Source organism: Aquitalea aquatilis (assembly GCF_005155025.1).
Taxonomy (GTDB): domain Bacteria; phylum Pseudomonadota; class Gammaproteobacteria; order Burkholderiales; family Chromobacteriaceae; genus Aquitalea; species Aquitalea aquatilis.
In genome coordinates this window covers 2,497,286-2,521,965 of record NZ_CP039731.1, presented here as the reverse complement: position 1 = coordinate 2,521,965, position 24,680 = coordinate 2,497,286, and the positions used below count along the sequence as shown (strand labels likewise).

Annotated in this window: 12 protein-coding genes, 2 tRNA genes and 3 rRNA genes; 9 read left to right on the top strand and 8 right to left on the bottom strand. The window is 57.8% G+C overall.

Annotated elements, in window-relative coordinates:
* The first annotated feature begins 121 nt into the window (after positions 1 to 121).
* On the top strand, positions 122 to 1,045 hold the full coding sequence (locus FAZ30_RS11815; RefSeq protein WP_226034258.1) for a GlxA family transcriptional regulator: 924 nt from the start codon (positions 122 to 124) through the stop codon (positions 1,043 to 1,045).
* Positions 1,046 to 1,114: 69 nt separating this feature from the next.
* Here FAZ30_RS11815 and FAZ30_RS11810 read toward each other — a convergent pair whose 3' ends face one another.
* From FAZ30_RS11810 to FAZ30_RS11785, 6 genes are all read right to left on the bottom strand, one after another.
* Positions 1,115 to 3,235, bottom strand: a complete 2,121-nt coding sequence (locus tag FAZ30_RS11810) for an ATP-binding protein (protein WP_124645576.1) — start codon at positions 3,233 to 3,235, stop codon at positions 1,115 to 1,117.
* A gap of 306 nt (positions 3,236 to 3,541) precedes the next feature.
* A 5S ribosomal RNA gene (gene rrf / locus FAZ30_RS11805) occupies positions 3,542 to 3,656 on the bottom strand.
* Positions 3,657 to 3,803: 147 nt separating this feature from the next.
* Positions 3,804 to 6,695 (bottom strand): 23S ribosomal RNA (locus FAZ30_RS11800).
* 276 nt (positions 6,696 to 6,971) lie between these two features.
* Positions 6,972 to 7,047: transfer RNA gene (locus FAZ30_RS11795), tRNA-Ala, on the bottom strand.
* Between the two features lie 4 nt (positions 7,048 to 7,051).
* A tRNA-Ile gene (locus tag FAZ30_RS11790) sits at positions 7,052 to 7,128 on the bottom strand.
* Positions 7,129 to 7,192: 64 nt separating this feature from the next.
* Positions 7,193 to 8,728, bottom strand: a 16S ribosomal RNA gene (locus FAZ30_RS11785).
* Together the 16S, 23S and 5S rRNA genes with 2 tRNA genes alongside form the textbook arrangement of a ribosomal RNA operon.
* Before the next feature lie 562 nt (positions 8,729 to 9,290).
* Here FAZ30_RS11785 and nadB point away from each other — a divergent pair.
* The gene (nadB, locus tag FAZ30_RS11780; protein ID WP_103526016.1) at positions 9,291 to 10,871 is read left to right on the top strand and encodes an L-aspartate oxidase; all 1,581 of its coding nucleotides are present in this window, start codon (positions 9,291 to 9,293) and stop codon (positions 10,869 to 10,871) included.
* Between the two features lie 176 nt (positions 10,872 to 11,047).
* Here the strand turns inward: nadB and FAZ30_RS11775 are convergent, their stop codons facing one another.
* Entirely contained in the window at positions 11,048 to 13,345 is a 2,298-nt protein-coding gene (locus FAZ30_RS11775) for a PAS domain-containing sensor histidine kinase (RefSeq protein WP_246043352.1), read from the bottom strand.
* A gap of 158 nt (positions 13,346 to 13,503) precedes the next feature.
* Between FAZ30_RS11775 and FAZ30_RS11770 the strand changes: the two genes are divergently transcribed.
* The 6 genes from FAZ30_RS11770 to FAZ30_RS11745 all read left to right on the top strand — a co-directional run bounded on the left by FAZ30_RS11770 (position 13,504) and on the right by FAZ30_RS11745 (position 20,291).
* Positions 13,504 to 14,508 carry a TRAP transporter substrate-binding protein gene (locus FAZ30_RS11770; RefSeq protein ID WP_124641349.1) on the top strand — a complete coding sequence of 335 codons (1,005 nt, stop codon included), beginning with the start codon at positions 13,504 to 13,506 and terminating at the stop codon, positions 14,506 to 14,508.
* A gap of 65 nt (positions 14,509 to 14,573) precedes the next feature.
* On the top strand, positions 14,574 to 15,167 hold the full coding sequence (locus FAZ30_RS11765) for a TRAP transporter small permease (protein WP_137009468.1): 594 nt from the start codon (positions 14,574 to 14,576) through the stop codon (positions 15,165 to 15,167).
* Entirely contained in the window at positions 15,167 to 16,495 is a 1,329-nt protein-coding gene (locus FAZ30_RS11760) for a TRAP transporter large permease (RefSeq protein WP_124641345.1), read from the top strand. Before FAZ30_RS11765 ends, FAZ30_RS11760 begins: the two co-directional genes overlap by 1 nt.
* 147 nt (positions 16,496 to 16,642) lie before the next feature.
* A complete protein-coding gene (locus FAZ30_RS11755) occupies positions 16,643 to 18,928 on the top strand; it encodes an NADP-dependent malic enzyme (RefSeq protein ID WP_137009467.1) in 2,286 nt (761 codons plus the stop codon).
* 76 nt (positions 18,929 to 19,004) lie between these two features.
* Positions 19,005 to 19,256 (top strand): PhaM family polyhydroxyalkanoate granule multifunctional regulatory protein, encoded by a 252-nt coding sequence (locus tag FAZ30_RS11750; protein WP_124641341.1) that lies wholly within the window; start codon positions 19,005 to 19,007, stop codon positions 19,254 to 19,256.
* A gap of 114 nt (positions 19,257 to 19,370) precedes the next feature.
* Complete coding sequence (locus tag FAZ30_RS11745; protein WP_168190828.1) at positions 19,371 to 20,291, top strand: VirK/YbjX family protein; 921 nt, start codon at positions 19,371 to 19,373, stop codon at positions 20,289 to 20,291.
* A gap of 70 nt (positions 20,292 to 20,361) precedes the next feature.
* On the opposite strand, the gene FAZ30_RS11740 is transcribed toward FAZ30_RS11745, so the two are convergent.
* Positions 20,362 to 20,991, bottom strand: coding sequence for a flavin reductase family protein (locus tag FAZ30_RS11740; RefSeq protein WP_205676588.1), 630 nt, complete (start codon positions 20,989 to 20,991; stop codon positions 20,362 to 20,364).
* A 121-nt stretch (positions 20,992 to 21,112) separates the two neighbouring features.
* Between FAZ30_RS11740 and dnaE the strand changes: the two genes are divergently transcribed.
* The gene (dnaE, locus tag FAZ30_RS11735) at positions 21,113 to 24,547 is read left to right on the top strand and encodes a DNA polymerase III subunit alpha (protein WP_137009465.1); all 3,435 of its coding nucleotides are present in this window, start codon (positions 21,113 to 21,115) and stop codon (positions 24,545 to 24,547) included.
* The last annotated feature ends 133 nt before the right edge of the window (positions 24,548 to 24,680 follow it).

The following is a 24,680-nucleotide window of genomic DNA, read 5'->3' as shown; positions in this document are numbered from 1 at the left end:
GCCAACCACGGCATGACCTGCTTTTTTGGTATAGTGCTCACTTTTTTTGGAAAACATGGGTCATCCAATGCACGCTGCCAAACCGTTACGCTACGGTTTTCTCCTGCTTCCACACGCTTCCATGGCCGATTTCGCCATTGCCAGCGAAGTGCTGACCCGGGCCAATCAGCTGGCCGAAAAAAAGCTGTATGAATTCCTGCCGCTCTCGCTCAATGGCTTGCCGGTTGCCATGTCCAACGGCCTGAAACTGCCGGTGGACCTGCCGCTGGCCTATGCACCCAAGCTGGACGGCCTGTTCGTGCTGGCCGACGACATCACCATTGAAGTCAATCTGGACGAATTCCTCAAAAGCATCAGCGGCCTGCACACCGACAAGCTACCCATCGCCGGTATTGGCTGCGGCAGCTACTGGATGGCGCGCGCCGGCTTGCTGAACGGCTTTCGCGCCACCATACACTGGCAGGAAATCAGCCGCTTCACCGAGGAATTCCACGAGGTCATCGTCTCGTCCAATCTGTACGAGATTGACCGCAGCCGCATGAGTTGTGCTGGCGGTGCAGCCACGCTGGACTTCATGCTGTCGCTGGTCGGCAGCCTGCATGGTCATGAATTCACCGCCCGCCTGTCGGAAATGTTCAGCATCGAACGGGTGCGTCCTGGTAACGAACGCCAGCGCATTCCGTTGGCCACCCGCATAGGCGGCAGCCAGCCCAAGCTGACCGAAGCCGTCAGCCTGATGGAAGCCAATATCGAAGAACCGCTGACCACCGATGACATCGCCTACTACGTCGGCGTGTCGCGACGTCAGCTGGAACGGCTGTTCAAGCAGTACCTCAGCACGGTGCCATCCAAATATTATCTGGAACTACGCCTGAGCCGAGCGCGCCAGCTGCTGCAGCAGACCAGCAAATCCATCGTGCAGATCGGCCTGGCTTGCGGTTTTTCCAGCGGCCCGCATTTCTCCAGCACCTACCGCAACCATTTCGGCATCACGCCGCGTGAAGAACGCGCCCAGCGCACCCAGGTGGTAGTCGAGCCACGCTGAAATCCAGCCTGATTACAAACGACAAGAGCCGCATCATGCGGCTCTTTGTCTATCTGTCTGATTGCCCGGCTAACTGGTGGACGGCTCCTGCACCGGCGCGGTCACCGTCTGAGACAGCGGCAATTCGATACGGAAGCAGGCACCGCTGGCCGGAATGTTTTCAGCGCAGATCAGCCCGCCATATTGCTCGACAATGGTCTGGCAAATCGACAAGCCCAGCCCCATGCCGTTCTGCTTGGTCGAGAAGAAGGGATGGAACAGCACCTCCAGCGACTCCGGCGAGATGCCACGCCCGGTATCACGCACCTCCAGAATGGCCTTTTTACCCTCGCGCCGGGTATGAATGATGATGTGGCGCTTCATCACCGGTTCGTCGCGTAGCGCATCCATGGCATTGGACAGCAGGTTCAGCACCACCTGCTCCATCTGGATGCTATCGGCCATCACCGCCATCGGATAGACCGACAACAACTGCACCATCTCGATGCCACGCTCCTTCAGGTCGTACTCGGCGAGGAACATGCAGTTTCCCACCACCTGGTTGAGGTCGATCAGCCGTATTTCCATCGCCCGCTTGCTGACCAGCGCCCGCAAACGTTTGATGATCTCCCCGGCACGATCTGCCTGCGCCACCGCCAGCCTGAGCGCAGACTCCACTTGCGGACGGCTGTCTTCACCAAACTCCAGCAGCTGCAAGGAGGCCTGGCAGTAATTGGAAATGGCGGTCAGTGGCTGATTCACTTCATGTGCAATGCCGGAAGCCATTTCACCCATAGTATGCAGGCGCGCCACATGCGACAGCTTTTCCAGGTGTTCCTTCACCCGCAGCTCGCTGGCCTCCAGCGCCTCAGCGGCACGTTGCCGTACCGGCCCCATATCACGCAGCGCGCACACCACGCCGGTCAGATTGCCATTACGCGAAAACAGCGGCGCAATCGCCCCCTCCACCAGCCGCACATGTCCTTTGGCGGTTGCCAGCTGCATGCGCTCCGGCAACTCCACGGTATGGGCGGCACGATAGCACTCGCTCACCGGATCTTCTGCCAACTCGGCAGACAGCTCGCCAATCAAGCGGAATACGTTCAGGAAAGGCTGGCCTATCACCTCCTCCCGGCTCATGCCCAACAGGGTCAGTGCCATCGGATTGGCCATCTCGATGTTTTGCTGCGGATCCAGGGTGATCACGCCATCGTGTACTGCGTTCAGGGTTACCGCTGCGCGCTCACTCTGCAGGAAAATGGCCTCATCCGCCTGGCTTTGCGCCCTCTTCATCGCCTGCCGCTGGCTGTAGATCAGCCACAGCGAAATCACCAGCGACAAAATCAGCCCTTCACGCAGCAGTAAGCCACCAAGCTTGAAATCACTCAGCAATACATCCTTGCCAACCCGCAGCACAAAAGGCTGTGACTCGCTCACCAGCGGTAGGCTCAGCTCCAGGCGTGACAAGGTAGGCAACCAACGACCGGCATCGGCATGCTTGCCATGGGCATTGAAAATGGCACGGCTGCTGTCCGTAGTCAGAATCGACAAATCCAGCTCAGCCGGCACACCTTCAGCCGGCGAGATGTTCAGCAATTTTTCACAATACACCACCAGCGCAACCACACCGACCAGTTGACCACGACCAGCGACGCCAACAGTCCCATTCGCCCCCAGGAATACCGGCTGCATCAGCAGGTAAACCCGCCCACCCTCATAGAGATCAAACGGTGCCGATGCCAGCTTGTGACCACTCTGCATCGCCTTGAGCATGTCCGCCGCAAAGCGCGGCTCGTGCAGCACATCATAGCCATATACCGAACTGGCTGCCGGGATGTCCGGCTCTATCATGGTTACGACCAGATGCTGGTCGCGCACCGGCGCCGGCACCCAGCTACGACGCCCCACAATATCGAAATCACGGATAAAAAAGGTTTTGCCGAAACGCTGCTGCATCTCATCCAGAAATGCTTGCCGGTTATCCCGGGTCACATTCTGGAAAAATTCCACGGTATACAGCTGGGAGTAATGCGAAAGAATCTGATGTGAAAAGGCCTTGAGAACAGGCATGTCAAATTTCTGCCGCGTCATCAGCAGGGCATCCAGAGCGGCAAGAACTGATTCATTCTGATCCAGCTTGCGTGCAACCACCCCATGTGCCAGCCTGGCGCTGCGATCAAAATCTTCCTGTATGCGCTGATATTCGGACATGGCCCACTGAATCCCGACCATGAGCGCCACACCCAGCCACAATAGAACAAACAGGTGCAATCGTTTACGCAGGAATTCGGCCAAGGGAGTCTTTCTGGGCTAGCAGCAGGAAACGCCGCCAGCTGGCGGCCAAGATAGCAAAGATTGCGTATTGTAACGTCACCACGCCATCTGTTACAGAAGTAGTACTGCTTAGCCTGCCCCCCCCCCGACACAACAAAGCCGCCCTTGGGCGGCTTGTGGGCACTCAGGCCAGGCCCAAACGCACAAAGCCCAGCTCTGTTGAGCTGGGCTTGTGTATGGGGAGTCTGGCGGTGTCCTACTTTCACATGGCGAATGCCACACTATCATCGGCGCTAAGGCGTTTCACGGTCCTGTTCGGGATGGGAAGGCGTGGGACCACCTCGCTATGGCCACCAGACATAAACTGTCAACAAACTCGAAGAAGCTTTGTACCCCAGACTCCGTCTGGAACACTGAATTAATTAGATATCTTACTCTTGGATCTTTGATCGCGTCGCACACTCACTATCCATTCGGTCTTGGTCTCCCAAGCCACTCAAATGATAGGATCAAGCCTCACGAGCAATTAGTATCGGTTAGCTTAACGCCTCACAGCGCTTCCACACCCGACCTATCAACGTCCTGGTCTCGAACGACTCTTCAGGAGGGTCAAGCCCTCAGGGAAGTCTCATCTTCAGGCGAGTTTCCCGCTTAGATGCTTTCAGCGGTTATCTCTTCCGAACTTAGCTACCCGGCAATGCCACTGGCGTGACAACCGGTACACCAGAGGTTCGTCCACTCCGGTCCTCTCGTACTAGGAGCAGCCCCCGTCAAACTTCCAACGCCCACTGCAGATAGGGACCAAACTGTCTCACGACGTTTTGAACCCAGCTCACGTACCACTTTAAATGGCGAACAGCCATACCCTTGGGACCGGCTACAGCCCCAGGATGTGATGAGCCGACATCGAGGTGCCAAACACCGCCGTCGATGTGAACTCTTGGGCGGTATCAGCCTGTTATCCCCGGAGTACCTTTTATCCGTTGAGCGATGGCCCTTCCATACAGAACCACCGGATCACTATGTCCTGCTTTCGCACCTGCTCGACTTGTCGGTCTCGCAGTTAAGCTACCTTTTGCCATTGCACTATCAGCACGATTTCCGACCGTACCTAGGTAACCTTCGAACTCCTCCGTTACACTTTGGGAGGAGACCGCCCCAGTCAAACTGCCTACCATGCACTGTCCCCGATCCGGATAACGGACCAAGGTTAGAACCTCAAAGGGGTCAGGGTGGTATTTCAAGGTTGGCTCCACCAGAACTAGCGTCCTGGCTTCAAAGCCTCCCACCTATCCTACACAAACCACTTCAAAGTCCAATGCAAAGCTACAGTAAAGGTTCACGGGGTCTTTCCGTCTAGCAGCGGGGAGATTGCATCTTCACAAACACTTCAACTTCGCTGAGTCTCAGGAGGAGACAGTGTGGCCATCGTTACGCCATTCGTGCGGGTCGGAACTTACCCGACAAGGAATTTCGCTACCTTAGGACCGTTATAGTTACGGCCGCCGTTTACTGGGGCTTCGATCAAGAGCTTGCACCCCATCACTTAACCTTCCAGCACCGGGCAGGCGTCACACCCTATACGTCCACTTTCGTGTTGGCAGAGTGCTGTGTTTTTGATAAACAGTCGCAGCCACCGATTCTCTGCGACCTCTCCAAGCTCCATCCGCAAGGGATCTCACCTAAAGAGGCATACCTTCTCCCGAAGTTACGGTATCAATTTGCCGAGTTCCTTCTCCTGAGTTCTCTCAAGCGCCTTAGAATTCTCATCCTGCCCACCTGTGTCGGTTTGCGGTACGGTTCTTGTGTAGCTGAAGCTTAGTGGCTTTTCCTGGAAGCGTGGTATCAGTCACTTCAGGTCCGTAGACCCTCGTTATCACTTCTCGGTGTTGAATGAAAGGGCGGATTTGCCTACCCTAACCACCTACCAGCTTGAACGACCTATTCCAACAGGCCGCTGACCTAACCTTCTCCGTCCCCACATCGCACTACACAAAAGTACGGGAATTTTAACCCGTTTCCCATCGACTACGCTTTTCAGCCTCGCCTTAGGGGCCGACTCACCCTACGCCGATGAACGTTGCGTAGGAAACCTTGGGCTTTCGGCGAGCGGGCTTTTCACCCGCTTTATCGCTACTCATGTCAGCATTCGCACTTCTGATATCTCCAGCATCCCTTACGAGACACCTTCACAGACCTACAGAACGCTCCCCTACCATCTGCACTTACGTGCAAATCCGCAGCTTCGGTTATCAGTTTGAGCCCCGTTACATCTTCCGCGCAGGACGACTCGACCAGTGAGCTATTACGCTTTCTTTAAATGATGGCTGCTTCTAAGCCAACATCCTGGCTGTCTGGGCCTTCCCACTTCGTTTACCACTTAACTGATCATTTGGGACCTTAGCTGGCGGTCTGGGTTGTTTCCCTCTTGACGATGGACGTTAGCACCCACCGTCTGTCTCCCATGCTCGCACTTTCCGGTATTCAGAGTTTGCCATGGTTTGGTAAATCGCAATGACCCCCTAGCCATAACAGTGCTTTACCCCCGGAAGTGATACATGAGGCACTACCTAAATAGTTTTCGGGGAGAACCAGCTATCTCCGAGTTTGTTTAGCCTTTCACCCCTATCCACAGCTCATCCCCTAGTTTTGCAACACTAGTGGGTTCGGACCTCCAGTGCGTGTTACCGCACCTTCATCCTGGCCATGGATAGATCACTCGGTTTCGGGTCTACGCCCAGCAACTAAATCGCCCTATTCGGACTCGGTTTCCCTACGCCTCCCCTATGCGGTTAAGCTTGCTACTGAACGTAAGTCGCTGACCCATTATACAAAAGGTACGCAGTCACCCCTTACGAGGCTCCCACTGTTTGTATGCATCCGGTTTCAGGTTCTATTTCACTCCCCTCCCGGGGTTCTTTTCGCCTTTCCCTCACGGTACTGGTTCACTATCGGTCGATCACGAGTATTTAGCCTTGGAGGATGGTCCCCCCATCTTCAAACAGGATTTCGCGTGTCCCGCCCTACTTTTCGTATGCTTAGTACCAAGAATGAAATTTCGTGTACGGGGCTATCACCCACTATGGCGGACATTTCCAGGTCCTTCCACTATCTCAATCTCTATCACATACAGGCTATTCCGCGTTCGCTCGCCACTACTGACGGAATCTCGGTTGATTTCTTTTCCTCGAGTTACTTAGATGTTTCAGTTCACTCGGTTCGCCTCCACAGACCTATGTATTCAGTCTGGGATACCTATTGCTAGGTGGGTTTCCCCATTCGGACATCGCGGGATCAAAGCTCTATTGCCAGCTCCCCCGCGCTTTTCGCAGGCTTACACGTCCTTCATCGCCTGTGATCGCCAAGGCATCCACCAGATGCACTTAGTCGCTTGACCCTATCATTTCAGTAACCTAAATTACCAATCCGACAGAATGTGTTTGTGCGACGTGCCACACCGCCCCTTTTGATATGGCGACATGACACTAGATACAATCAAATTCCCAAGATGACGATTTGTCCTACATGCAGAATTAACTCCATGTATTTCATCTCGCCGTCTAATTAATTCGGCTTCTTCAGTTTGTTAAAGATCGGGCATTGTAAAAACAACGCAAACAGAAATTCACGCAACCCTGACAGGTTGTGTGCGCTTTTGTTTGCACTGTAAGAATGGTGGAGGATGACGGGATCGAACCGACGACCCCCTGCTTGCAAAGCAGGTGCTCTCCCAACTGAGCTAATCCCCCAAACTGGTGGGTCTGGTAGGACTCGAACCTACGACCCCTGCGTTATCAACACAGTGCTCTAACCAGCTGAGCTACAAACCCAGTTACTACCCTTAAATCACGAATAACCGATAGGTTGTGAATACTTGACGATCGCCTTCTCTAGAAAGGAGGTGATCCAGCCGCAGGTTCCCCTACGGCTACCTTGTTACGACTTCACCCCAGTCATGAATCCCACCGTGGTAAGCGGCCTCCTTACGGTTAGCCTACCCACTTCTGGTGAAACTCACTCCCATGGTGTGACGGGCGGTGTGTACAAGACCCGGGAACGTATTCACCGCGGCATGCTGATCCGCGATTACTAGCGATTCCGACTTCACGCACTCGAGTTGCAGAGTGCGATCCGGACTACGATCGGTTTTATGAGATTGGCTCCACCTCGCGGCTTCGCGACCCTCTGTACCGACCATTGTATGACGTGTGAAGCCCTGGTCATAAGGGCCATGAGGACTTGACGTCATCCCCACCTTCCTCCGGTTTGTCACCGGCAGTCCCATTAGAGTGCTCAACTAAATGGTAGCAACTAATGGCAAGGGTTGCGCTCGTTGCGGGACTTAACCCAACATCTCACGACACGAGCTGACGACAGCCATGCAGCACCTGTGTTACAGCTCCCTTTCGGGCACCTATCCATCTCTGGAAAGTTCTGTACATGTCAAGACCAGGTAAGGTTTTTCGCGTTGCATCGAATTAATCCACATCATCCACCGCTTGTGCGGGTCCCCGTCAATTCCTTTGAGTTTTAACCTTGCGGCCGTACTCCCCAGGCGGTCAACTTCTCGCGTTAGCTACGCTACCAAGGATTCAAACCCCCAACAGCTAGTTGACATCGTTTAGGGCGTGGACTACCAGGGTATCTAATCCTGTTTGCTCCCCACGCTTTCGTGCATGAGCGTCAGTGTCATCCCAGGGGGCTGCCTTCGCCATCGGTATTCCTCCGCATCTCTACGCATTTCACTGCTACACGCGGAATTCTACCCCCCTCTGACGCACTCTAGCCGTGCAGTCTCCAATGCAGTTCCCAGGTTGAGCCCGGGGCTTTCACATCAGACTTACACAACCGCCTGCGCACGCTTTACGCCCAGTAATTCCGATTAACGCTTGCACCCTACGTATTACCGCGGCTGCTGGCACGTAGTTAGCCGGTGCTTATTCTTCAGGTACTGTCATCCCCCAAGGGTATTAACCTTAGGGATTTCCTCCCTGACAAAAGTCCTTTACAACCCGAAGGCCTTCTTCAGACACGCGGCATGGCTGGATCAGGCTTGCGCCCATTGTCCAAAATTCCCCACTGCTGCCTCCCGTAGGAGTCTGGGCCGTGTCTCAGTCCCAGTGTGGCGGATCATCCTCTCAGACCCGCTACTGATCGTCGCCTTGGTGAGCTCTTACCTCACCAACTAGCTAATCAGACGTCGGCCGCTCGAATAGCGCAAGGTCTTACGATCCCCTGCTTTCCTTCTCAAAGCGTATGCGGTATTAGCTATCCTTTCGGATAGTTATCCCCCACTACTCGGCACGTTCCGACGCATTACTCACCCGTTCGCCACTCGTCAGCGGAGCAAGCTCCCTGTTACCGTTCGACTTGCATGTGTAAAGCATGCCGCCAGCGTTCAATCTGAGCCAGGATCAAACTCTTCAGTTCAATCTCATAGCAAATTTTCTGGCACGCAAGATCAAAGAAATAAACAAGTACTTCTTCTTCTTGCAGTGCAAGTATTTGGCTTTCGCCAAGTACTCACACCTATCGGTTATTCTGTTTTTTAAAGAGCGGTGCAGGTCGCTGCGTTTCGTTTCCGTCGCTGCGTTGTCTGCTGAGGAGGCGAACTATACCGCCGCACCCTGTCCTCGTCAACACTTTGTGCGAAGAAAAGTGCAGATTCTGGCCAAACATCGACTCTCATCGGGCTAAGTCACTGATGGACAAACAACTATGCCAAAGGGGTTTTATTGCGGTGCAGTGACACCTCCATCCCCGCTGCCTCATATCGACCCGAATCAAGCACCCACAGCGCCTTGTTGATATCCAAATAAGTGTCCAACCCGCCGGATTGGCTATCTGATGACCGGGTGATTGAGCAGAACCCAATGCCGGATTGAGAGGCTTGCCTATATAGATAGACAACGCTGATGCCGCCCGACGGCTGTTCTGCTAATCTTGAGCCTTCTGCAAACTGCCCTACACCGCCCTGACGGCGGCATCTGCCATGCTCAAGTTTGATGTTCTGATTATCGGTAGTGGTCTGGCCGGCATGACGCTGGCCCTGCATCTGGCTGCTACTCGCAAAGTTGGCCTGATTACCAAGCGCGATCTGCTGGAAGGCAGCTCGACTTATGCCCAGGGTGGTATCGCCGCCGTGCTGGATACCGAGGATTCGGTTGAAGAGCATATCCGCGATACGCTGATTGCCGGTGCCGGGCTATGTAATGAAGAGGCGACGCGTTTTATCGTGGAGCATTCCAAGGAGGCAATTGACTGGCTGATTGCCCTGGGCGTGCCGTTTACCCGTGATGATACCCACAAGACCGGCTATCACCTGACGCGCGAGGGTGGCCACAGCCATCGCCGCATCATCCACGCTGCCGATGCCACTGGTGCTGCCGTGACCTCTACCCTGGGGCAGAAGATCAAGGCACATCCGAATATCACGGTTCTGGAAGACTTCATTGCCATCGATCTGATCACTTCGCGCAAACTGGGGCTGGAAGGCAAGCGCTGCTATGGGGTGTATGCGCTGGACAAGACGCTGGACCAGATTGTCACCATTGCCGCCAAGCACACCATGCTGGCTTCCGGCGGGGCCGGCAAGGTCTATCTATATACCACCAACCCGGATACGGCGACTGGCGATGGTATTGCCATGGGCTGGCGCGCGGGCTGCCGGGTGGGCAATATGGAGTTCATCCAGTTCCACCCCACTTGCCTGTACCACCCGCACACTAAGTCTTTCCTGATTTCGGAAGCGGTACGTGGCGAGGGGGGCATTCTGAAATTGCCGGATGGCACCCGCTTCATGCCGGATCACGATCCGCGTGCCGAGCTGGCACCGCGTGACGTAGTAGCGCGCGCCATCGACTTCGAGATGAAGAAGCATGGCCTGGATTGTGTGTATCTGGACATTTCCTACAAGCCGGCCAATTTCATCAAGGAGCACTTCCCCAATATCTACGCCCACTGCCTTGAGCTGGGCATTGATATTACCCAGGAGCCGATTCCGGTGGTGCCGGCCGTGCACTTTACCTGCGGCGGCCTGGTGACTGACCTGACCGGCCATACCGATGTAGACGCGCTGTATGCCGTAGGTGAGGTAGCGTGTACTGGCCTGCACGGAGCCAACCGGCTGGCCAGCAACTCGCTGCTGGAGTGTCTGGTCATCGGCAAGGCAGCCGCCGAGGACATTCTGGCCGCACCGGACATCACCCTGCCGCCAATCCCGGACTGGGATGACAGCCAGGTGACGGACAACGACGAGGAGGTGGTGATCTCGCATAACTGGGACGAGCTGCGCCGCGCCATGTGGGACTATGTCGGCATCGTGCGTACCAACAAGCGGCTGATGCGGGCACTGAGCCGGATTCGTCTGCTGTCGGAAGAGATCAACGACTACTACAGCAACTTCCATGTCACCAACGATCTGATCGAGCTGCGCAATCTGGTACAGACTGCCGAGCTGATCGTGCGTTCGGCACTGCTACGCAAGGAGAGCCGTGGCCTGCATTACAGCCGCGACTATCCGGACATGCTGGAAGAAACGCAGGAAACCATCTTGCAGCCCAGTCAACACTAGACTGCCTGTCTCACAACGGCGCCTTCGGGCGCCGTTTTTCATGATGTCATGGCGGAATCGCCGCGACGTGACAGGCGCAGACCGGCCGTGGCACATCGACTAGCCGTTCAGCAGCAGCCACTATCACCATGCTGCGCCCTTGCCTCTACCTTTTTAAAAAAGCGCAAGCTCACGACTCATGTGTTCTCATTGCCGCGACGTAGCGGCAGGGTGAACCAGAATACGCAGCCGCCAGCCACGGTGGAATTGACACTGAATTCGCCGCGGTGGAATTCCACAATCGAACGACAGATGTTCAGGCCTATGCCCATGCCATCCGGCTTGGTGGAATAAAACGGGGTAAACAGCTCTTTCTTGATATTGTCGCTGAGGCCAGGCCCGTTATCCGCCACCTCTACCCGCCAGAACGCTGGCCCCACCGTGGTGCGCACCACGATATGCGGCCGCCGGGTTTGCGCCTCCACCATGGCTTCGATGGCGTTCTTCATCAGATTGAGCAAAACCTGCTCGATCAGCACCGGGTCCATGTCCAGCCGGCAGGCTGTCCCGTCCTGCTCGATCACCAGCTGCACCCCCGCCTTGAAGGCCATCATCTCGGCCAGCCCTGCCGCCCGCGCCACCACGCGTGAGGGATCGACATTCTCCAGCTGTGGTTCGTGCTTTTTGACAAAGGCGCGGATGCTCTTGATGATCTGCCCGGCGCGTTGTGCCTGCTGGCTGATGGCCGCCACCGCTTCGCGCACACCGGAGGGCAGCTCCAGCCGCTCCGGCAGGCGTCGCGCCAGACCAGCCGAGTAGGTGCTGATGGCGGTAAGCGGCTGATTCAGCTCGTGCGCCAGACTGGAAGCCATCTCGCCCATGGCGATCAGGCGCGAGGTGGTCTGGAAGCGCTCCTGCTGCGCCTGCGCCCGCCCTTCCCGCTCCCGCTCTTCGGTGACATCACTCAGAATCACCAGCCAGGCCGGCTCGCCACTGACCCACTCCAGCCGGCGACGGTGCATCTGGAACCACTGCACACCGTTTTGCAGGGTGAACTCGCTGGCCAGATCATCCTGTTCCGGCTCTTCCCGCAAGCCGGGCAACAACAGGCAGCACGGCGCATCCGGTTCATCAGCCAGCCATAAATAGGAAAAAGTGGGATTGCCATACAGCAGCTGTCCGCTGTGCTGGCTCACCACGCAGACACCGGCCTGCATGCCGTTAAGCACGGTCAGGAAACGCTGGTGCGAGGCATTCAGCGCCAGCCGCTGCCGTTTGCGCTCGGTAATGTCGAACAAGGCGGCAATCCAGCCGCGATGGCTGCCATCGCGCTCGATCAGCGGTGTGGCATACAACCGCACTTCGACAAATTCGCCATTCTGGCACTGAAAGCGCAGCTCGAAACCCTGCTCGGGCTGCATGCCATGGCGTACCGCCTCCATGGCCGCACGCATTTGCTGGTGATCGGCACTGGGCCAAAAGGTATGGGGTGGGCGCTGGCCTACCAATTGCTCGGGCGCATAACCCAGCATTTCGCAAAACGCCCGGTTAACCCGCAATATTTCGCCTTCCAGGCTGATGGCCACCAGACCACTTTTCATGCAGTCCTCGATGGCCTGCCTTAGCGACACTTCGGTGGCCAGTGCATGCTCGGCGCGCGAACGCTCGCGCATATGACGGCGGATGCGCCAGATGGAGTACAACAGGGCCGCTGCCAGCAGCATGATCAGCCCGGTCAGCACCGGCAGGGTCAGCCCCAGTCCGGAACGGTAGCTGACGGCACGCAGATACACGCCAAAGCCTGGCGGGTCGAAACTGGTCTGGTGGGAAATGGTGCCGGGGTGCTCGGAAGGGTCGAACTTGCTGGCCAGGGTACGGCCACCCACATCGACAAAGCTGATGTAGTTTTTCGAGGCGATCCACCATGGCACCTGCCGGTGCAGCAACTGATCGAACTGATACACCAGCCGGATGCTGCCCAGATATTTCTCATTGGCAATGATGGGCACGGCCAGGTCGAAACGGTACTTGCCATCGGCGCGGCGATAGGGCTGGCCATAGGAAGCACGGCGCAAGCGCGAGGCCCGCCACACTGCGTCGAACTCGTCACCATGCAATACCTTGCCGGGAGCAACCTGCCCGTGCTGGTCGCGCAGCAGCATGCCGTTCTGGTCGAACTGCTGCACCTGCAGGACCTCCGGGCTTTCGCGCATGAAAAATGCCGCTGTCGGCACAAAGCGCTCGGGCGGCACCTTGCCGCCGGCGATGTCCGCCGCCACGCCCTCGGCCCACTCCTGCTGCGCCTCCATGTGCAGGCGCATCGACTGCTCCAGCCATAGCACTTCCTGGATGAGATTGTCGTGCTGCTCATCCACCCAGTCGCGGTAAACCAGATAAAACAGCCCCCCCAGCGCCATGACCAGGGCAATGAGAGTCAGCGAGGTACCCAGCCATAACAGGCGGGGAGAACGGCGGCGGGCAAGCAGATCGATCACGTGCATAAGCGGTACGGGAAAACCCCAATGATGAAGTCCCCAATGGCATGTTGTTGGCGCGCCTTCTACTTTACACGCTATTAACAGCCCACAGACAAGGGCTGTAATACAAAGCAAAAACATTCAACGCAAACGGAAACAGAAACGGAGAGACACGCATGAAACTGAAAATTGCTGCATTGCTGATCGGCGCTTCCTTTGGTGTAGCCGGCATGGCCCAGGCCGCTGGCGAAATCGTCATCAAGTTCAGCCACGTGGTATCGCCGGACACCCCCAAGGGCAAGGCCGCCGAATACTTCAAGAAACTGGCGGAAGAGCGTACCCACGGCAAGGTCAAGGTTCAGGTTTATCCCAACAGCCAGCTATACAAGGACAAGGAAGAACTGGAAGCCCTGCAACTGGGCGCGGTTCAGATGCTGGCCCCGTCGCTGGCCAAGTTTGGTCCGTTGGGCGTGAAGGAATTCGAAGTTTTCGACCTGCCGTATGTGTTCGACAACTATGACGAAGTAAACAAGGTGATGCACGGTGCCATCGGCAAGCAATTGCTGGGCAAGCTAGAAAGCAAGGGCATCAAGGGCCTGGCTTACTGGGACAACGGCTTCAAGAACTTCTCTTCCAACAAGCCGATCAAGTCGCCGGCCGACCTCAAGGGCCTGAAGATCCGTATCCAGTCGTCCAAGGTGCTGGAAGAAGAAATGCGCTCGGTAGGCGCACTGCCGCAAGTCATGGCCTTCTCCGAAGTGTATCAGGCGCTGCAAAGCGGCGTGGTGGACGGCACCGAACTGGAAGCCTCCAACCTGTACACCAGCAAGGCTTACGAAGTACAGAAAAACCTGACGCTGACCCAGCACGGTTTCCTGGGCTATGCCGTCATCGTCAACAAGAAATTCTGGGATGGCCTGCCGGCTGACGTACGTACCCAGCTGGATGGCGCCATCGTCGATGCCTCCAAGTACGCCAACGACATCGCCAAGAAGGAAAACGACCGCTCGCTGGCCGCCATCAAGGCTTCCGGCAAGACCCAGGTCTACACCCCGAGCGCAGCGGAACGTGCTGCCTTCAAGAAAGCCATGCTGCCGGTTCACGCCAAGATGGCCGAACGCATCGGCCCGGACCTGCTGAAGGCGATCTACAAAGAAACCGGCTTTAATCCCAACAACTGATCGGCCCATGAATGGAGCGTGCGTGCGCTAGCACCCACGCTCTTTTTTGCTGAAAGAGAACAATCATGCTGAAATTCCTCGATCACCTTGAGGAGTGGATGATTGCCCTGCTGATGGGAAGCGCCACTCTCATCACCTTTGCCGCGGTATTGCACCGCTACGGCTCGGGCATCGAAACTCTGCAACCCTACCTCGCCCACATCAATATGGCCTGGGCACAGGAACTGACCATCTATCTGTTTGTGTGGATGGCCAAGTTCGGTGCCGCCTATGGTGTGCGTACCGGCATCCACGTGGGCGTGGATGTACTGATCAACCGCCTGTCGGACAAGAACCGCGCCAAGTTCATCATTTTCGGCCTGCTGTCCGGTGCCCTGTTTACCGGCGTCATTGCTGCACTGGGTAGTGATTTTGTCTGGGCCATCGCCCATACCGATCAGACTTCGCCTGATCTGGAAGCGCCGATGTGGCTGGTTTATCTGGCCATTCCCTGCGGCTCTTCGCTGATGTGCTTCCGCTTCCTGCAAGTGACCTGGAACTTCATCAAGACCGGCAGCCTGCCCAAGCATGATCACGGCCATGTTGATGGCCTGGAAGAAGGCGCAGAAGAACTGGACAATCTGCACCCGCACGACCTGAACCACGGAGGCAAGCACTAATGACCACGCTTATCATTTTCGGTCTGCTGCTGACGCTGATGCTGACCGGCATGCCGATCTCCATCTCGCTGGGTCTGACGGTACTGACCTTTCTATTCACCATGACGGAAGTACCTATCCAGTCGGTAGCGCTCAAGCTGTTTACCGGCATCGAGAAGTTCGAAATCATGGCGATTCCCTTCTTCATCCTGGCGGGTAATTTTCTGATGCACGGCGGGGTGGCCAAACGGATGATCCGCTTTGCCACCACCCTGGTTGGCCACTGGTACGGCGGCCTGGGTCTGGCCGGCGTGGTGTCCTGCGCCTTGTTTGCCGCCATTACCGGTTCGTCCGTCGCCACCGTGGTGGCCGTGGGCTCCATCATCCTGCCGGCCATGGTCAAGCAGGGTTATCCGCAACGCTTTGGTGCCGGCGTCATCACCACTTCCGGTGCACTGGGCATTCTGTTCCCGCCGTCCATCAACCTGGTGATGTACTCCATTGCCACTGCCGGCATGGATGTCACCGGCCCTGATGGCTCCCCGGTGAGCACGGCCTCGGTAGGCCAGCTGTTCATGGCCGGCGTATTGCCCGGCCTATGCCTGTCGGTGCTGCTGGGCCTGACCACCTGGTATCGTGCGAAGAAGTTCGATTACCCACGCCTGCCGCGCGCCAGCTGGGGCGAGCGTCTGCAAGCCTTCCGTGAATGCATGTGGGGCCTGCTGCTGATCGTGCTGGTCATCGGTGGTATTTACAGCGGCATCTTCACCCCGACCGAAGCGGCTGCCATGGCCGCGGTATACGCCTTCATCATTGCGGTGTTCGTCTACAAGGACATGGGGCTGAAAGATGTACCGCGCGTGCTGATCAACGCTGCGTCGATGAGCTCGATGCTGCTGTACATCATCACCAATGCCGTGCTGTTCTCCTTCCTGATGGCATCGGAGCAGATCCCGCAAGCGATGGCCGCCTGGATGACGGCACAGGGTCTGGGCATTGTCGCCTTCCTGCTGGTCACCAACATCCTGCTGCTGGCTGCCGGCAACTTCATGGACCCGTCCGCCATCGTGCTGATCATGGCGCCCATCCTGTACCCGGTGGCCGTCAAGCTGGGAGTCAACCCCATCCACTTCGGCATCCTGATCGCGGTGAACATGGAAGTCGGCATGTGTCACCCGCCGGTAGGGTTGAATCTGTATGTGGCGTCGGGCATTACCAAGATGGGCATTACCGAGCTGACCGTGGCAGTGTGGCCATGGCTGCTCACCATGCTCGGCTTCCTGGTCGCAGTAACATATATTCCCGGCATCTCGCTGTGGCTGCCGCGAATGTTAGGTATGATGCATTAAAAGCAGGACAGGACAAGGTACGCGGCAGGGATGAACGCCCTCGCCGCGTATCTTGTCTGACAGGACCATAGCCCCGGTAGAGGGTTAGCCCTTATAATATTGAGCTAAATTCAAAACGACCATAAGAAACCACCCAGGAGTTCACGAATGGACGAGCAACTGCGCCAAGCCGCACTCGATTTCCACCAGTTCCCTCAGCCCGGCAAGATTCAAGTATCCCCGACCAAGCCGCTGGCTACCCAGCGTGATCTGGCCCTTGCCTACTCCCCCGGTGTGGCCGCCCCGTGTGACGCCATCGTGGAAGACCCGCTCAATGCCTACAAATACACCGCTCGCGGCAATCTGGTAGCCGTCATCACCAACGGCACCGCCGTGCTGGGTCTGGGCAACATCGGCCCGCTGGCCGGCAAGCCGGTGATGGAAGGCAAGGGCGTGCTGTTCAAGAAGTTTGCCGGCATCGACGTTTTCGACATCGAACTGAACGAAAACGACCCCGACAAGCTGGTTGACATGATCTGTGCCATGGAGCCGACCTTCGGTGGCATCAATCTGGAAGACATCAAGGCGCCCGAGTGCTTCTATATCGAAAAGAAGTGCCGCGAACGCATGGGCATTCCGGTCTTCCATGACGACCAGCACGGTACCGCCATCGTGGCCGCCGCCGCCGTACTGAACTCGCTGCGCCTGGTCAACAAGGACATTGCCAATGTCCGCGTGGCCGCATCCGGTGCCGGCGCTGCCGCCATCGCCTGCCTCGACCTCTTGGTGGCACTCGGTGTGAAGCGCGAGAACATCACCGTCTGCGACTCCAAGGGCGTGATCTACCATGGTCGTGACGAAAAGCTGGACGAATCCAAGCAGCGTTACGCCATTGCCGACAACGGCAAACGCAAGCTGGCCGATGCCATGGTGGGTGTCGACATCTTCATGGGTCTGTCCGGCCCGCGTCTGGTGACCCAGGACATGGTGAAAACCATGGCAGCCCATCCGGTGATTCTGGCCATGGCCAACCCGGAACCGGAAATCCTGCCGCCGCTGGTGAAAGAAGTACGCCCGGATGCCATCATCGGCACCGGCCGTTCCGACTTCCCCAACCAGGTCAACAACGTGCTGTGCTTCCCCTTCATCTTCCGTGGTGCGCTGGACGTTGGCGCCACCACCATCAATGAAGAAATGAAGCTGGCCACCGTGCGCGCCATTGCCGATCTGGCCATGGCCGAACAGTCCGACGTGGTTGCCACCGCCTACGGCGACGAAGAACTGTCCTTCGGCCCGGAATACGTCATTCCCAAGCCCTTCGACCCGCGCCTGATCGTCAAGATCGCTCCGGCCGTGGCCAAGGCTGCCATGGATTCCGGCGTGGCCACCCGCCCGATTGAAGACTTCGACGCCTACGTCGATCAGCTCACCCAGTTCGTGTACAAGACCAATCTGTTCATGAAGCCGGTGTTCTCGCAGGCCAAGAAGGAAAGCAAGCGTGTCGTGCTGACCGAAGGCGAAGACGAGCGCGTGCTGCACGCCACCCAGGAAATCGTGCTGGCGGGTCTGGCCAAGCCCATCCTGATCGGCCGTCCGAGCGTGATTGAAAAGCGTATCGAAAAGCTGGGCCTGAAAATGGAGATCGGCAAGGATTTCGAGCTGGTCAACAATGAATCCGACCCGCGCTTTGCCGAATACTGGAAGGACTACTACAACCTGATGAAGCGCAAGGGCGTTTCGCAGGAACAGGCCCGCCGCCGCGTGATTGGCAACACCACGCTGATCGGCGCGCTGATGGTCCGTCGCGGTGATGCCGATGCCATGATCTGTGGCACCTACGGTACCTACCGCCAGCACTTCGAAATCGTGGAAACCGTACTCGGCTACAACAATGCCGACAAGGTGGCCGGTGCCATGAATGCGCTGATCCTGCCGACCGGCAACATCTTCATCACCGATACCTATGTCAATGCCAAGCCGGATGCAGTCCAGCTGGCCGGCATCACCAAGATGGCCGCCGAAGCCATGAAACGCTTTGGTATCGCGCCGAAGGCAGCCCTGCTGTCCAACTCCAGCTTTGGCACCATCAACGGCGAATCCGCCGACAAGATGCGCAATGCACTGGAGCTGATTCGTGCAGCCCAGCCTGACCTGGAAATCGATGGTGAAATGCAGGGCGACGCCGCCCTGGTGGAAGCCATCCGCACCCAGGCCATGCCGGAAACCACGCTGAAGGGCTCGGCCAACCTGTTGATCATGCCCAATGTGGAAGCCGCCAACATCAGCTACAACCTGCTGCGCGTATCGGCTTCGGACGGCGTGACCATCGGCCCCATCCTGATGGGCATGACCAAGCCGGTACACATCCTGACCCCGATCTCTTCGGTACGCCGCATCGTCAACATGGTAGCCCTGGCCGCCGTGGATGCGCAGGTAGCCGCCAGCAACAGCTAAGCGATCGGCTTTGGTCTTATACTGAACGGGCAAGCAAGAGCTTGCCCGTTTTTTTATATGACAAGGAGAGCCAGCCATGAGCGCCGATTTCAATCCCACCGATCCATTCGCCATGTTCCGCCAGTTCTGGCAAACTGCCACCCCGGCCAGCGCCCAGCCTTTCCTGCCGCCAATGAGCGAGGAGGAAATCGACCGCAAGCTGGCCGAGCTGCGTGTGGTGGAAGGCTGGCTCACCATGAATCTGGGCATGCTGTCCATGCAGATGAAAACCCTGGAAATGCAGCGCGCGGCCATGGTGGCCATGAAACCGCGCGACGAAAAAAAATAACCATCGCATCCGTCACAAACGGTCATCACCACGGGACAAGCCGGCCAAAGACGCCGGCTCCCGGATAAACAATAATGCTCCTCCGTGCATGAACAGCTTTTAGAAGAACTCTGCGTGAAAACAATCGAATCAGCTTCGGGGCCGCACCCTGTACGCTTGCTTGGTCAACTGGTCAGCGGAACATTTTCCCGCCGCGACTATCTGGACGAAGGCAAAAACCGCATCAAGCTGGCGCTGCGCACCCTGCTTACCCTGCCAGCCAGCTACCGCTGGCTGGGTTTTCTCGCCAGTCAGCCAGTAATGCTTGATTACCTGCGGCTGGCTCCGCGCCTGGCCCAAAAGCTGCACCGTCCTTATCTGCACCGGGGACTGGGCAATGCCGCCAAGGCCGACATGCTACAGCAGCACTACAGCCAGCTGCTGCAACTGCCTGCCAGCTTGCGCGGCAAGCTGCTGTCGTTGGAAAACCTCAAGCTAGCCAGCGTCAGCGGCAAGGATGACAGCCAGTTTGGCTGGGTGCTGGGGCACAACCACACCTTCGACAAGGAAGGCGAATTGTCGCTGCAGTTTATCGATGGCCAACAGGTGGCCCTGGCCACACTCACCTTTACCTTGTGTCAGTACCAGGGCCAGAGCGTGGCGCTGGTTGGCGGCCTGCAAGGACCGCGCAAGGAATTCGGCCACGAATGCATCCGCACCGCCACCAAGGCCTGCCATGGCCTGTTCCCCAAACGGCTGGCGCTGGAGGCCCTCACCATCATCGCCCGTAAAATGGGTTGCCAGCAGGTACTGGCCGTGTGCAAGGACAGCCATATCTATAGCTCCTGGCGCTATCGGCGCGATTTTCAGGCTGATTACGACAGCTTCTGGCTGGATATCGGTGCCGAGAAAATCAACACCGAATACTTCCGCATCCCCTTCCCCATCCCGCGCAAGCCGATGGAGGACATTGCCAGCAAGAAACGCAGCGAATACAACCGCCGCTACGCCTTGCTGGACGAGATGGCCAGCCAGATCGTGCAGTCGCTGCACTGACACCTGCCGGAACAGCCGCAAAAAAAGCAGCCTCGCGCTGCTTTTTTGCTTGCTGGTGCCAGGCCCATGATCAGGGGCGGGCCAGCGCGAAGTCCTCATGCACCAGGGTATAGCCATCGCCAGCCAGCTTGCCGATGGGGTGCAGCACCTGCAGATCGATCCGGCCTGCGTGATACACCGCATCGTCCACATGCACGTGCCGTATCTCACCCAGCACCAGCGTGCTGCCGCCTGCCCCATGGCCCAAGTCAAGGCAGCTATGCAGTACGCACTCGTAACGTACCGGCGAGCGTGCCACACCCGGCACTTTCACCTGCTTGCTGCGCACTTTTTCCAGCCCGGCCAGATCAAACTCGTCCACTTCCGCCGGATAGGCCGCGCAGGACTGGTTCATTTCCTCGACCAGTTGCTGATTGACGATATTCACCACGAACTCGCCGGTGGCGCGGATATTGGCCAGGCTGTCCTTGTCGCTGCCATCCGGTTTTTTCAGGATGGTGATCGCCAGCATGGGTGGATTCAGCCCGGCTACGGTGAAAAAGGAAAACGGTGCCAGATTGGCCACGCCCAGCAAATCCTGGGTACTGAGCCAGGCAATGGGGCGCGGCAGCACGCTGCCAGTCAGCAATTTGTACAGGCTGGTGCCGTCCAGCTCCCTGACATCACAATCCATCTCTGTCACCGTTTGGCTGATCTGCAATGCCACCATTCTAATGCTGCATCGCAACACAAGAAAAGGCCGAATGGTAAGCGGTGGCGGCAACAACGATATTCTTGTCGCGCGCATGGTGCAGATGCGCCGCTGCCGGTAAAATGCCGGGATGAACGCACCCCGCTTTATCCATCTTCGCCTCCACTCGGAGTTTTCCATCACCGACGGTATTGTCCGGCTGGACGACGCGGTAAAACGCGCCCAGAAAGACAATATGCCCGCCATGGGCATGTCGGACCTGATGAATTTGTTCGGCATGGTCAAGTTTTACAAGGCCTGCCGCAGCAAGGGCATCAAGCCCATTATCTCGGCCGATATCTGGCTGGAAAACGAAGAAGACCGCGACAAGCCCACCCGCCTGCTGCTGACGGTGAAAAACCGCGAAGGCTACCGCCGCCTGTGCGAGCTGCTGACCCTGGCCTTTACCGATAACCAGTACCGTGGCCGCGCCGAAATCAAGCGCGCCTGGCTGGAGAATGGCGACAACAGCAATCTGTTGTGCCTGTCCGGTGCCCAGCATGGCGATGTGGGCATGGCCCTGGCCATGGGGCAGCGCGAAGAAGCCATGCGCCGCGCGCAGTACTGGGAAAGCCTGTTCCCCGGCAGCTTCTATCTGGAAATCCAGCGCGTGGACAATCCGCAGGTGGAAAGCGTGCTGCAGGCCACGCTGTGGCTGGCGGGTGAAACCGGGCTGCCGGTGGTGGCCACCCATCCCATCCAGTTCCTCGATCCGGACGACTTCAAGGCGCACGAGGCGCGGGTGTGCATTGCCGAAGGCTATACCCTGGGCGACAAACGCCGCCCGCGCAATTTTTCCGAATGCCAGCACTTCCTGACCACCGAGCAGATGCTGGAACGCTTTGCCGACATCCCGGAAGCGCTGGAAAACACGGTGGAAATCGCCAAACGCTGCAATATTTCGGTGGTGCTGGGCAAGAACTACCTGCCGCTATTCCCCACGCCTGAAGGCATGACACTGGACGATTTTCTGGTGTACGAGGCCAAGCGCGGGCTGGAAATGCGGCTGGAGCAGCTTTATCCCGATCCGGACGAACGGCTGGCACGCCGCCCGGAATACGATGCCCGGCTCAAGTTCGAGTGTGACACCATCATCCAGATGGGCTTTCCCGGCTACTTCCTCATCGTGGCCGACTTTATCCAGTGGGGTAAGGGCAATGGCTGCCCGGTGGGGCCAGGACGGGGTTCCGGTGCCGGTTCGCTGGTGGCCTACAGCCTGAGCATTACCGATCTCGACCCCTTGCGTTACGCCTTGCTGTTCGAGCGTTTCCTGAACCCGGAACGGGTATCCATGCCCGACTTCGACGTGGACTTCTGTCAGGAAAACCGCTGGCGGGTGATCGAGTACACCCGGCAGAAATACGGCGAAGAGGCCGTCAGCCAGATTGCCACCTTCGGCACCATGTCGTCCAAATCGGTGATCCGCGACGTAGGCCGGGTGCTGGACCTGCCCTTCGGCCTGTGCGACCGCCTGTCCAAGCTGATTCCGCTGGAGGCCAACAAGCCGCTGGGGCTGGAAAAGGCCATGGAGGTGGAGCCGCAGATCGGTGAAGTGATCGAATCGGAAGGGGCGAATGAGCTGATCGAACTGGCGATGAAGCTGGAAGACCTCACCCGTGGCATCGGCATGCACGCTGGTGGCGTGCTGATTGCGCCCGGCCGGCTGACCGACTTCTGCCCGCTATACATTGCCAGTGCCGATGGCGCGTCACCGGTGTCGCAGTTCGACAAGGACGACGTGGAACAGATCGGTCTGGTGAAGTTCGACTTTCTGGGCCTGCGCAACCTCACCATCATCGAACTGGCCCAGCGCTATATCAAGCAGGTCAGCAACGAGGACGTGGACGTTGCCCACCTGCCGCTGGACGACGCCGACGCCTACAAGATTTTTGCCAGCGCCAACACCACCGGCGTGTTCCAGTTTGAATCCTCCGGCATGAAGAAAATGCTGGTGGAAGCCAAGCCCAGCAAGTTCGAAGAAATTATCGCCTTCGTGGCGCTGTACCGTCCGGGCCCGATGGACCTGATTCCCGACTTCATCCAGCGTATGCACGGGGCCAAGTTCGAATACCTGCATCCGCTGCTGGAGCCGGTACTGGCACCGACTTACGGCATCATGGTGTATCAGGAACAGGTGATGCAGTCCGCCCAGGTGATTGGCGGCTACTCACTGGGTGGTGCCGACTTGCTGCGCCGCGCCATGGGTAAAAAGAAAGTCGAAGAAATGGTGGCGCAGCGCGCCATGTTCGTCGAGGGTGCCGCCAAGCAGGACATCGCGGAATCCAAGGCCAACGAAATCTTCGACTACATGGAGAAGTTCGCCGGCTACGGCTTCAACAAATCGCACGCGGCAGCCTATGCGCTGGTGGCCTATCACACCGCCTGGCTCAAGGCCCACCACTGCGCCGCCTATATGGCGGCCACCATGTCCACCGAACTGGACAATACCGACCAGCTCAAGGTGTTCTACGACGATGCCACCGACGCCAAGAACGGCCTGCGTTTGCTGCCGCCGGATGTCAATCACAGCTTTTACCGCTTCGTGCCGGTCAGCCGCCAGGAAATCCGCTATGCGCTGGGTGCGGTCAAGGGCAGCGGTGAATCTGCCGTCGACCATATCGTGGCGGTGCGCGAAGCCAGCGGCCCTTACACCAGCCTGTTTGATTTCTGCCAGCGTACCGACAAGAAACTGGTCAACAAGCGGGTGATCGAGGCGCTGATCCGCGCCGGTGCCTTTGACAGCATCGAAGCCAACCGGGCCAAGCTGTTTGCCAATGTCGGCCTGGCCATGGAAGCGGCCGACCAGGCCCACGCCAATATCAACCAGGGTGGCTTGTTCGACATGTTCGGCGACGATGTCGCGCCGGCAGTGGAAATGGTGGAAACCCGCCCCTGGAGCGACGCCGTCAAGCTGGCCGAGGAAAAAGTCGCCATCGGCTATTACCTGTCCGGCCACCCCTTTGCCGCTTACGCCCAGGAAGTGCGCGCCTTCATCAAGACCACGCTGTCCCGCCTTAGCCCACGCAAGGAACCACAACTGCTGGCCGGCTTTGTCACCGGCATCCGCGTCAAGATGGGTAATCGCGGCAAGATGGCCTTTGTCGAGCTGGACGATGGCAGCAGCAAGCGCGAAATCAGCCTGTTTGGCGACAGCTATGAAACCAACCGCAACCGGCTGAAGGAAGACATCGTGCTGGTCGTGCAGGGCAAGGTGACCGAAGACGCCTTCTCCGGTGGCCTGCGCATCATGGCCGACCGCCTGTACGATCTGGGCGAGGCGCGCAGCCGCTTTGCCCGTGGCCTGTCCTTGCAGATGAATGGCAATGCCGATGTCGGCAAGCTGAAAAACCTGCTTGGCCCTTACCGTGACGAGGAAAACGGCTGTCTGGTGCGCATCAGCTACAGCAATGCCCAGGCCCGTGGCGATGTTGCCCTGCCGCAAGCCTGGGGCGTGCGGCTGGATGATGGCCTGCTATTGGCTTTGCAGGACTGGCTGGGGGAAAAGTCGGTCAAGCTGCTGTGGTAAGCCGCTGATCCTGCCACAGCCCACCGGCCCCAGTGCGGGTGGGCCGCCATGCGCGGCAACAGGATTTCAGCACTTTTGCTGCAACAGCGATTGGCTTGCTGCCGGCCGCCACGTATGCTTGCCCGGCAGGGCC